The following is an 11,545-nucleotide window of genomic DNA, read 5'->3' on the forward strand; positions in this document are numbered from 1 at the left end:
AATGGAACAGTTCTCTCCAATGGATATGAAAGCCATATTGCACTCTAAGCGAGCCAATATGTTCTATCTTGAGTATTGCCGCGTCATGCAAAAAGATGGTCGTGTTCTTTACCTAACCGAAGAGAAAAAAGAAAACCTCTACTACAACATTCCTATTGCCAATACCACTGTGCTATTACTTGGCACTGGCACTTCCGTTACGCAAGCCGCTATGCGTATGTTATCGCAAGCAGGTGTATTGGTTGGTTTTTGTGGCGGGGGAGGAACTCCCCTTCATATGGCTACAGAGGTTGAATGGCTTACATCACAAAGTGAGTATCGACCAACCGAATACTTACATGGCTGGTTACGTTTTTGGTTTAACGACGAACAACGCCTCACTGCTGCAAAGACTTTTCAGCAAACAAGAATAAAATACCTTGAAGGCACTTGGAAGCGTGACAAAGATTTAAAAAACGAAGGTTTTATTCTTGGTGATTCGGCAGTTAAAAAGGCACTGACAACCTTTCATGAACGTACAGCGTACGCCACAAAAACGTCTGATTTATTGTTAACAGAAGCTCAACTTACAAAAACCTTATACAAATTTGCAGCCAACAGCGTGTGTATAGAGGGCTTCAAACGCAATCACCAAAGCACAGACAAAGCTAACGATTTTTTAAACCATGGCAACTATCTAGCTTACGGGATAGCCGCTAGCACCTTATGGGTGTTGGGAATCCCACACGGCTTTGCTGTTTTGCATGGAAAGACGCGCAGAGGTGCATTGGTGTTTGATGTTGCCGACCTTATCAAAGACGCTATTGTGTTGCCCTGGGCATTTGTATGTGCAAAAGAAAATGCGACAGCGCAAGAGTTTCGTCAGCAAATCTTGCAAAAGTTCACTGATCACAAAGCTATGGACTTTATGTTTAACACGGTTAAGAACATCGCTTTACAAGACTACTCCTCAAAAGAAATTGAGGGAAAGAACCTATGATGGTGACATTTGTTAGCCAATGCGAGAAAAATGCACTCAAGAAAACGAGACGGGTATTGGATGCCTTTGCTAATAGAATAGGAGACAACACGTGGCAAACCCTTATCACAGAGGAAGGGTTACTCACGGTTAAAAAAATGCTGCGACAAACGGCCAGTAAAAGTACTGCGATAAGCTGTCACTGGATACGCTCGCGCAGTCGTAGTGAGTTTTTGTGGATGGTGGGGCGCAACAGTAAATTTAATAGCGAAGGTGCAGTACCGGTTAATAAAACAGAAAAGGAAGTGTTTATGGATGTGACAACAGATAAACCTAGAGTGGGGGTGTTATATGCCAATACAAAACTGCAACCATTGGCAGAGCATCTCTTTGCGGTAGGTTATATTGCAGAACAATTACATCAAAAATTATTTCCTCATAGCCCTCAATTTTCAATCGTGAATTTTATCGCGGGGTGTTTACATGATTTAGGGAAAATAGACCCATTGTTTCAGCAATGGGTTACTGATCCGAAAAAGAAAAACTACATACCTGACGATGGGCAGCATATTGATACAGCAAAATTTAGTTTTGAGAAACACCCGCGGCACAATGAAATCTCTCTATTACTTTGCTATTTAATGGATGAAGCAAGCTCACAGTATGTTTCATCCAAAAACAAAGAATCCATTAAACACGCTATTTATTGGCATCACGCTAAGCCTTTTCGTAAAGATAAAACGAGCTTTTCTACATACAAAGGTATCTATAAAAAATTTAATGCTAATCAAAAAGGTTGCACCTTTGATGAAGTAGTAGAACGTGCTCTAATTTTACTGCAACAAGTGGTTGGCATGGACAAGGTCTATCGTGGACAGGACGTATCAATCTTAGACCGCGCGTTTTCTAAGGCGTCTTTTTCAGAAGAAGATAGCGATATTCCAAGCAGTCTTCACGTGCCTTGCTACAAAGAGTATGAGTTGGAAGAGTCTGTGAAAAGCAATCAGGCTAATATCAAACCAAATGCATTAAACAACATTGTCCGTGCTTGCGTCATTACAGCAGACCGGACAGTTTCAGCATTTAGTGCAAATGAGTTGCATGATGCCATTATTGAACAGACGTTAGACAAGGTGGTCAACGAACTGCTAGATATAGAATCTAGTTTGACTTCCGAAATAGAAACTTGCCTTGCAAGTTTTTACCCAAACAGTGAACGCAGCGTTAGACAGAGAGAGACAGCACAAGAGCTTACTCATGCGCCTGGCGTTGCCGTATTGGCTGGAGCGGCGGGTTGCGGAAAGACCAAAATAGCGTTGGAATGGGCCACCTTACAGAACGTACAAAAAATTATCTGGGTTTGCCCAAGAGTACAGGTATGCCAAGGATTATTCTATGAATTAACGTCAGAGCAATATTTACCTAACAGTAAAATTGAGATAAACACTGGAGAGTTTAAGTTCCATAATAAATGGGATAATCCAATTGAACCAGACGACTATTTTTCAGGTGATATTGTTATCACCACAATAGATCAGTTATTAGGTTCGGTAATTAGTCATACAAAGGCTGACACGCTTATTGACTACTTAAATGCGCACGTTGTTTTTGATGAATTCCATGAGTACGTCAATATGCCTGCGTTTAATTTATTGTTTGCTGAGTTAGTAGAAGCTAAAAAGATACAAGAACAATCTAATACATTACTAGTTTCGGCAACACCTCATTATCTCTTCGTTGAAGATTTACTCGGAATTGAAAAAGAAGACATAATTGAGATGCCTTCTTTTAATACAAGTCAGTATCAGATCGACTTCAAAGTGTTTGATGACACTAAGTTGGATCACACAAATCCACTATACACTCCGCAAAGCAATACCACGTTTGTCATTAGTAATATGGCGTTAACAGCTCAAAAAAGTTTTATGGCGAATCAACATGATGAAAATGCCGTATTGTTACATTCAAAATTCATTAAAAGTGATAAGCAAAAGTGGTTTTCTGAAGTATTTGACTCTTATAAAAAAGGCGGTACACGTAAGTTTGATGTTTTGCGTAGTGGGCCGATTGTCCAGGCTTCATTAAACATAAGTTGCGATGCTATGACAGCAGAAATCACCAATGCGGAAGACAGCTTGCAGCGCCTAGGTCGGCTAGATAGGTTTGGTGAAAATGATGGCGTGAATGTTTATACCTTAGCCGTTCCCGAATCCATTGCTAATGCAAAGGGTAAAAGCCCTGCTGCTAACTTTTTATCAAAAATGTACACGTTAAATTCAACGCGAAAATGGTATCAGCACTTATTGAATTCGCTTGAAGGCAAAATCTTTACTTTGCCAGAAATATACTCGCTGTATAAAGAATTTCATCACTCAGAAGTAACATGTACGTCCATCGAAAGTGACCTTGTTGCTTCTCTTAAAAAGAGTGTCGAAAAAATAAATGCGCAAGTGATGGATCCTATCTTTATACCGTCGAAAAAACAAAAAGATAAGGGGCGAGGGAAAATTGCGAAATCATCTTTGAGAGGCGACAACAGATTTGTTCAGCTTGCCATGGTTGATGTGAGCAAAAGCGGACCCAAATACCTTGAGCAATACGCTTATGCGATGCCGCTGGATGACGAAAACGATATCGATAACCTTACTTATTCCACAAATGCTATCCAAGGTTACGAACAGAGTGACAAAAACTTACTTTCCTATATGTTCGCTAAACACCACAACATCAAGGGCGGAAGAAAGCCATACAAAGATTTCGTGTTGTTGAATGATGCAAGAGATCCTGAATATCCAATTTACTTGAGTTATACCATTAATGATTTATTGCCAGTGGGGGGAGAGAACTCGAAACACCCGCATGCTATTTATTATGCAATTTGTGATAAGCAACCGATTGGCGCTATTTCAATTAACCAAATAAATCAAACCACAGAAAATGAGGAATAAGCTATGGAAAGAGTAACAGGAATTAAGAGTGTTGATTTTAAAATTAAAGCATTAGGGCATGGTGTCGTTAATTGGAATGGGCCGACCAAATTGAAAGGTGAACACCCATTAAAACCATATGAAAATCACACAATGCCAAAGTTAAGAGGGTATACAAATAGTTTTAAGAACGAATATGACGAGGGTACAACACAAAAAGGTAATTCTTTTAAAGTTCCTAAATTAAAAGAAGCGGCAGATATTGACTTCAAAAAAACGCCCTTGTATATCAGTCAGAATTGTATTCGTCATCATTTATTCAAAGAGCAATCTTTTGATTTACACTTTGCTGGCGAGAAGAACCTTGAGAAGGTTTTGGCTTCTATTACGGGTCTCATCCGTGGCTACGTCGTTCCAGCGAGCCAATGTAAAAGAACCAGTTGCTTACTGATTGAAGATTTTATTGATCAATTAGGTAACGGTAACTTCGAGCAAATGGGGCGCTCTGGAACTAAAGAAAAAGAAACGAATAAAAAAGGAGAAGAAAGCAGTAATTCATTTTTCTCAAAAACAACATTTGGTGACACGCAATACACCTCTTATGGTTCCATTAGCATAGAGCAACTGCAATTTATCTCGCTCGACAAGAAGTTTGATCGTGCCAGCATGATTATTAAAGAAGGCCAAGGGGAAGAAGTCGCGTTAACAGTACAGAATTTTATTAAGTCACTAAACTCTGAGCGCGATTCTGTAGCGACTTTTCACAGCAATTACGTACGCCAAGGTACTATTTTCGAAGAAGGCGAGTGCGGTATTTTGTTAAATGAAGAGGCAATACAAACCCTCATAGAACACACATTGTCTCGTATTGCGAACTTAAGTATTCGTCAAGCGAAAGGCTATATGTATGTTGATGAGATTATTGTTGATTACAACGACAGCCACAAAATGATGCGCATCAAACGAGATGAATCCGAAATCGTCCCTGAGCCGCAATCTAACTACGCTCAATACTTTTACGCAAAGTAGGAGAGAGTAATGAAAATCATCATTGAATATGACTCCTGTTGGCGAAACTCCTTTTTAGGTGGATCGAATAACGAACCAGTACCTAAAAAAGGCAGAGAATTTCTTGGTTCTATGACTAATTTAAAAAAGGAAGGAAATTTTAAATTTCACGAAACCACACTCAATACTGTTATGGGCGTGCTTAATCGTTTGATCGGGGACCAAAGGAAGCTCTATCAGGCGCGAAATAAGTTGTATGAACAAAGTTACTACTTCGAAAACTTGGAGGATAAAGTTAGCTTTACAGATAAAGCTGAAAAAACGAACGAAATAACGTTTATTCGAAATATGAATGGAAGTAAAGATCAACAGTCTTTTACTGGGATGGTTAAGGCTGACGACCCAGTGTTTACGTCGGGCTATTCTAAAGAGTTTCTTGGAGTATTAAAACTGGACCCTAGTGAGCTTTGCGATTTTATCCTAGATTCAGGATTTGTTGTTAATAAGGAAGTACGTCTCTCACCTTTGTATGTGGCTGATCTTGTAGATGAAATTTTAGAAATAGGTTCTGTTGAGAATGTCAATAGAATTAAGGAAGCTGTTGAACTTTTAACAAATAAATATTCTGATTTAGTGACTGATAAGGTCCCAACACCATATATTGAGTCAAATGGGAAGGTTAAGCTAATTAGGCTTTACTCCGCTGGATTATATATTCAATTAGAGCGATTGCGTTTAAGGTTCGATATGACCAGCTCCTTAAGTCCTAGAGGTAGCATTAGCGGCTTTTCAAAACGAGGGTATAACGGTAGGCGTGATTTTATGAATCAATATACTACTGGTAAGCCTAAATTAATTTGGGGCAACCCTTTTATCAAAAAAGAAAAAATTAAAGGGCAAGGTGAGGTGACCTCTATGATGACAAAAGCAAATGGTCAATTGGATATTACCATTGATGTCGACCGTACAAAAGGCCATGAGATTAAAACATTGATCGAAAATGCTGGTGTGTCTAGTTTTTATCTAGGGAAAAAAGGCCTTGCTTATGTATCAAGCATTCGGGCTTAGGGGGATGTATGAATTCTTATATAGATGTTGTATTAAAGCCAGATGCAGAACTTAGAGAGGCCGAACTAAGCAGTAAGGTATTTACTAAATTCCACAAAGGGTTAGTAACTCTCGAAACAAATCAAATTGGTATTAGCTTTCCAAAAGTTAAGGTCAAATTAGGATTGGTATATCGACTACATGGAAATGAAGATAAGCTAATCGAGTTACAAGGTTTAAATTGGTTAGGGCCATTAATTGGTTATTGCAATGTAAGCGGTATTTGCCCTATTCCAGATGTAGTTCAATACCGAAACATTAAAGAGAGACGCTCTAATTTGAGTAGCTCAAAGCTACGCCGCTTAATTGCAAGAGGGTCAATAGATAAGGATGGTGAGAAACGTTATAAAATTAAAATGTTATCTAACAGTTTCGGTAATCCCTACCTCGACATTTTGAGTAGCTCTACCGGGCAGGTCTATCGTAAGTTCTTCAATTTTGGCGAAGTTCTGGCGGAACCAATTGTCGGTACTTTTGACTCATATGGCCTGAGTAAGTCAGCTACTATTCCATGGTTTTAACCAATTGAAATTGTTCTTTAAAAAATTGCAATTAAAATAATGAGTTACGAATGTTAGTTAAAGGTTGGTGTTTCTGACATTTACGAACTAATTGCTTGAGGTAACTCATTTTTTTGCGTTATTTTTATTGTTCATGGCCGCACAGGCCACTTAGAAATACAGCACAATGACTTCTGGGAAGTGGCTAACGTTCATGGCCGCACAGGCCACTTAGAAAAGCAACACCTTCAGCCAGTGTGTAGGCCCTATGTTCATGGCCGCACAGGCCACTTAGAAAGTACCTAAAGTTCTACTGTCACCATCCCACACGTTCATGGCCGCACAGGCCACTTAGAAATTTCTCGCTTCAGCACGGTACCACAGCAGGCAGTTCATGGCCGCACAGGCCACTTAGAAAGTTAAATGGCATAACTGCTGTTTTGATAGGGGGTTCATGGCCGCACAGGCCACTTAGAAATATATTCAATTCTGCAGCTGGAACACGAACCCGTTCATGGCCGCACAGGCCACTTAGAAAACCAAGAGGGGCGGGTATAAATAGTAAAGGCTGTTCATGGCCGCACAGGCCACTTAGAAATACCACGTTTAAGCGGTAGGTGTGGTTTGACCGTTCATGGCCGCACAGGCCACTTAGAAATGCTCAAGCGTATTTCCAACGGTCTCGGCAATGTTCATGGCCGCACAGGCCACTTAGAAATCTAGGAGAGCCTAACAAATATAAAGTAATGTGTTCATGGCCGCACAGGCCACTTAGAAATTATCAGAAAATGTCTATAACTGCCAAGGAGGGTTCATGGCCGCACAGGCCACTTAGAAAAAAATCAAGTGGGCGATAATCCAAATCCCAACGTTCATGGCCGCACAGGCCACTTAGAAATTGAAGCTAGTCGACTGATAGCCGAGACCGACGTTCATGGCCGCACAGGCCACTTAGAAATTGTCACTAGCCGCTGGCGTCTATATGAGCGGGTTCATGGCCGCACAGGCCACTTAGAAAACACCGCGACAGCGAATGACGCTTATTTCTACTGTTCATGGCCGCACAGGCCACTTAGAAATAACTGGGTTTCACCGGAGACTATCACTGACTGTTCATGGCCGCACAGGCCACTTAGAAATTGATAGGGCGTGTAGGCGTTGGATGGGCTGTGTTCATGGCCGCACAGGCCACTTAGAAATTAAGCGTGTTGAAACGCTTCATGTGTCGGCTGTTCATGGCCGCACAGGCCACTTAGAAATTTGTGCAGCGCGTAAAGGGGATGTTCTTTCTGTTCATGGCCGCACAGGCCACTTAGAAATTTATCCTTAGTGAGTTTGCAAGTGTTGACAGGTTCATGGCCGCACAGGCCACTTAGAAATACGTCACGTAAAAACGGCGTTAAAATGTCGGGTTCATGGCCGCACAGGCCACTTAGAAAATTAGCGCAGATAATTCAAGGCCATATTTATCGTTCATGGCCGCATAGGCCACTTAGAAATGCGCTAGTGATTTGATAAAACAATTCAGGATGTTCATGGCCGCACAGGCCACTTAGAAATGCTTCTCAAGCTGGTGTACTTGGCCGTTATGGTTCATGGCCGCACAGGCCACTTAGAAAGTGAACCGCTTAAGCCATAAGTCGGCATATTGGTTCATGGCCGCACAGGCCACTTAGAAAATTCCAACGCTGTGAGGCAGGGGAAATTATGAGTTCATGGCCGTACAGGCCACTTAGAAAAGTCCATTAATGTGTAAGGTACTTTGTGTGCAGTTCATTGCCGCACAGGCCAGTTATTAAGGTATCAGTTAAGTCGAAGCAATTCAGAACGAGAGCATGATCGTTTTGGGCAGACAAGAGCTGTAGCACATATGTAGCACAGTAAAATATGGTTGGTAAATACTATCGCTTGAAGCTAGGAAAAATGGTGGCCCCACCCTGACTTGAACAGGGGACCTGCCGATTATGAGTCGGATGCTCTAACCAACTGAGCTATGGGGCCATATTTGAAATCGCTTGGTTGAAAACGTGAAACGTATCAATGAAAAGCGAGCGCAAGTATAAGCAGTTTTATTTGCCTTGTCACGCCTAGGGTTAGGCTTTGTGAACAGTTTGCTTTATTTTTGTTCAGCTTTACCTACATTTGTGACGAATTTGCATTCTTATCGCCTTCTTTACCTTGCACGGCAACCTCAATCCTTGACGAGCCAGCCTTATTAGCCGCACTATGATCCTTAGCAACGGGGATCCTTAGCAATGGGTCGTTTATTTATTAACGCCACTGGGCGAAGGCCCTCGCAGATTAAATTCAAACAGGAAGTACAGATAGAAATGAAAATGCACGGGCGTTTAGGTGTCATATTAGCGATTATTTTAGGGTTGTCGGGCTGCGACAAGCTGGGCTTGAGTGAACGAGAAGTGGGCGAAATCCCATTTACGCTCACGGGCATCGAAAATGGCGCATGCCCATTAATGGTAAAAGTAGGGCCTACAAAATGGCAACTAGATTACTTTGGCTTCTACTTAACCAAACCTGAAGTGCGTATTGACGGTAAATGGCAGCGAGTATCATTTAAGCAAACGCAGTGGCAAACCCAATCTACTGCCTTATTAAAGTTTCATACGTTGTGTAGCGCGCCACAAAATGCAAATAATAAAATCGTTCTAGATGTATCGGAAGGTCTATTAAAACTGGCGACTAACCTTAGGTTCACAATGGGGCTTCCCTTTGATGTAAACCATACCGACCCTCTAGCTCAAGCATCACCGTTAAGTGATACCAGCATGTTTTTAAACAAACAGTCGGGGCATCGTTTCTTGCGCTTAGATTTATCTCACGCGGGGGCAAATGATAAACAGTGGCAATATCATTTGGGCAGTGCTAATTGTGTGTCTGAATCTGTCGATGCAGCGCCTGAAGCATCTTGTGCTTATACTAACAGGGTAGAATTCATTTTACCGATGACACAGCTCGACAGCGAACTGACACTTGAGATCTCAGTATCCAACATTTTGGCTCAGGTCGACCTTTTAGAGGCAGATAGCTGTGAATTCGGGAACCCTGAAACACAACCATGCAAGCAATTGTTACGTAACTTGCTGAATAGACCATGGATAAAGTGGGATTAAACGCGCACTAACGGTTTATTATAGACTTTCGGATACTAGAGAGGCAGAGGTTCGCGGGTCATAATGATGCCAGCGTATGGATGACGTAAGTATCAGCCATGCTAAATAGTATATTTTTAATCAATGATAGATGCTTTTATACGCGTGAACGTGAATTTATGCTTATACTTTAAGCAGAGATAATAACCTATCGCCAATAGGTTATGCTGTGCACATAGTGTCAAAATTTGCTATCTTAAGAAAAATAAATGATTCCTGAACAAGGCGAACTGGCGCGGAGATAAGAATGACAGAGAAGGCCTTCCTGATAAGCGGTAGAAATACCATTATCCATAAAATTCGAAAGTTAGATTTGTTAGTAACGAACGGCGACGAACATCCGCCCATTATCGTTACTTATAAAGGCATCAAGCAATATGAAGGGAAGATCCCTGAAAATAAGCGTGATGCTAAAATGATGGATATGGAACTTGTTGATATTACGACAAGCGACGTGTTCGGCGATGAAAAAACCTTAGTGTTTATTCAAACCCTAAATGGAAAAGAATATAAAATCGATTACACAAAAATCGGTACCAGTATGTTCATCAAAATCCATCAAGATAGCATTTTCTAGTTATAAGAAATAACGTGGGGTCAGCAAACCTGACCCCAGTTATCTGCTAGCTGTGTATTAAACCCCGCTATTGGCCGTGCTTCTCCTTTAAGTTGCACATACCGCTGTTCAAATATTGAAAATCGACAAATATCTACTGGCGTGACTTCTGATGCGTTAACGCTATTGATAACACCTGCGGTTTCCAGCCCTTCGGCAATTAACTCGGAACAAAACCAACTACTGAAGTCTTCTTGGTTGTAGCTAATGCTTCCTAAAATAGGGTGACTATCTAGCGCGTCTACAGCTGAACCAAAAAGTTGTAGTACGTCATAGGCCTTCCCTTCTTGAGCAAACATAAAATTAAAAAAGTCCCGTTTGTTTTGCTCGAACATACTGCGAGCGGATTCACCTAACGGCAGCCACCACATGTCGCCGTCGTAGGTATGCACCCGTTCACTTAAGCGGTTAGTCATGACGCCTTTTTTACCGCCATAAACGGTGGCTTCCATAACTTGATTAAAGTATCGGCCCGACGCTTCGTCACGCATTTTGGTTTGCATAACAATAGCAATGTGAGTAACCGCTGAGCGGGTGGTTAACTTTGTCCAGCGAGAAAAAAGGCTGTTTCCGCCAAAAGCGATAATATCGCCTGGGCGCATTTGTTCTCTAATATGATGGTACTTTTGCTGTTCTAACATGATTACCTCCGTGTCAAATGACTGAATAACTTGTATCAAAGTGTGTATAACCCGCGACCAGTAAGCGTTTTAGCGTGGTTAGTTATCGGCTTTTATCGTCGGTTTATCGCTTGGTCTCACGTAACAGAGCTTTAACCTTTTTATAGCGCGAATGTCATATTTTTTCACTAGTTTATGCTCGCGAAGACAAAAGTAGTTGTCGACGCATCATTTAACTAATCTCATTTGAGGAACTTGATATGGATATGTCACGCCACGTTAGATTACCTGCTTTGTTTGGTCTTGGAATTACACTTGCATTATCTGCAAGCCTAGCCAATGCAAATGGGTATCCTGAAAGTACTGAACAAGACCTTGTAGCAGTTTGTGAAGCGATAAAAGAAGATAATCGCTTAGCATTGCATAAAGCAGTTAAACGCAGTCGTATTAGTTATAGAAATTTGCACAAAGGATTAGTGTGTAATGGCGAAGATATGCTTTCTTTCGCTCAGTCGCATAACGCGACGTCAACAGGCGACTATCTTGCTCGCAGAGTGAACGCTGATAAATCTGTCTTAACGGCAAAACGTTAACGGCAAGAAAATTAGACTGTTTGACCGAATTTTATATCCCTGGATTTGG

9 protein-coding genes, 1 tRNA gene and 1 CRISPR repeat array are annotated in these 11,545 nt (G+C 41.3%); of the genes, 8 read left to right on the forward strand and 2 right to left on the reverse strand.

The annotated features are described in order from the left end of the window. The first annotated feature begins 1 nt into the window (after nt 1). The 5 genes from cas1f to cas6f are packed head-to-tail and all read left to right on the forward strand — an operon-like array spanning nt 2 to nt 6,521. Complete coding sequence (cas1f, locus tag FLAVO9R_RS04200; RefSeq protein WP_159529054.1) at nt 2-979, forward strand: type I-F CRISPR-associated endonuclease Cas1f; 978 nt, start codon at nt 2-4, stop codon at nt 977-979. Beyond that, nucleotides 976-3,906 carry a CRISPR-associated endonuclease Cas3'' gene (locus FLAVO9R_RS04205; protein WP_159529056.1) on the forward strand — a complete coding sequence of 977 codons (2,931 nt, stop codon included), beginning with the start codon at nt 976-978 and terminating at the stop codon, nt 3,904-3,906. The genes cas1f and FLAVO9R_RS04205 overlap by 4 nt, the downstream gene beginning before the upstream one ends. A 3-nt stretch (nt 3,907-3,909) precedes the next feature. Next, entirely contained in the window at nt 3,910-4,914 is a 1,005-nt protein-coding gene (cas7fv, locus tag FLAVO9R_RS04210; RefSeq protein ID WP_159529058.1) for a type I-Fv CRISPR-associated protein Cas7fv, read from the forward strand. Between the two features lie 9 nt (nt 4,915-4,923). After that, nucleotides 4,924-5,961 carry a type I-Fv CRISPR-associated protein Cas5fv gene (gene cas5fv, locus FLAVO9R_RS04215; protein ID WP_159529060.1) on the forward strand — a complete coding sequence of 346 codons (1,038 nt, stop codon included), beginning with the start codon at nt 4,924-4,926 and terminating at the stop codon, nt 5,959-5,961. 8 nt (nt 5,962-5,969) lie between these two features. After that, nucleotides 5,970-6,521: a type I-F CRISPR-associated endoribonuclease Cas6/Csy4 gene (gene cas6f, locus FLAVO9R_RS04220; RefSeq protein ID WP_159529062.1), complete on the forward strand. Its 552-nt coding sequence runs from the start codon at nt 5,970-5,972 to the stop codon at nt 6,519-6,521. Between the two features lie 129 nt (nt 6,522-6,650). Next, a CRISPR array of direct repeats spans nt 6,651-8,299; the repeat unit is 28 nt; unit sequence GTTCATGGCCGCACAGGCCACTTAGAAA. Between the two features lie 125 nt (nt 8,300-8,424). Here the strand turns inward: cas6f and FLAVO9R_RS04225 are convergent. Beyond that, nucleotides 8,425-8,501 (reverse strand) — tRNA-Ile (locus FLAVO9R_RS04225). A 254-nt stretch (nt 8,502-8,755) separates the two neighbouring features. Between FLAVO9R_RS04225 and FLAVO9R_RS04230 the strand changes: the two genes are divergently transcribed. Both FLAVO9R_RS04230 and FLAVO9R_RS04235 read left to right on the forward strand, forming a co-directional pair. Continuing rightward, on the forward strand, nt 8,756-9,628 hold the full coding sequence (locus FLAVO9R_RS04230) for an MbnP family protein (protein ID WP_232370579.1): 873 nt from the start codon (nt 8,756-8,758) through the stop codon (nt 9,626-9,628). A 286-nt stretch (nt 9,629-9,914) separates the two neighbouring features. Further along, nucleotides 9,915-10,244, forward strand: coding sequence for a hypothetical protein (locus FLAVO9R_RS04235; protein WP_159529064.1), 330 nt, complete (start codon nt 9,915-9,917; stop codon nt 10,242-10,244). A gap of 20 nt (nt 10,245-10,264) precedes the next feature. Here the strand turns inward: FLAVO9R_RS04235 and FLAVO9R_RS04240 are convergent, their stop codons facing one another. After that, nucleotides 10,265-10,924, reverse strand: coding sequence for a hypothetical protein (locus FLAVO9R_RS04240; RefSeq protein WP_159529066.1), 660 nt, complete (start codon nt 10,922-10,924; stop codon nt 10,265-10,267). A gap of 239 nt (nt 10,925-11,163) precedes the next feature. Between FLAVO9R_RS04240 and FLAVO9R_RS04245 the strand changes: the two genes are divergently transcribed. Then, the gene (locus FLAVO9R_RS04245) at nt 11,164-11,496 is read left to right on the forward strand and encodes a DUF3718 domain-containing protein (protein ID WP_159529068.1); all 333 of its coding nucleotides are present in this window, start codon (nt 11,164-11,166) and stop codon (nt 11,494-11,496) included. The last annotated feature ends 49 nt before the right edge of the window (nt 11,497-11,545 follow it).

This window comes from Alteromonas sp. 38 (genome assembly GCF_902506055.1).
In the GTDB taxonomy this organism is placed as follows: Bacteria; Pseudomonadota; Gammaproteobacteria; order Enterobacterales; family Alteromonadaceae; genus Alteromonas; species Alteromonas lipotrueae.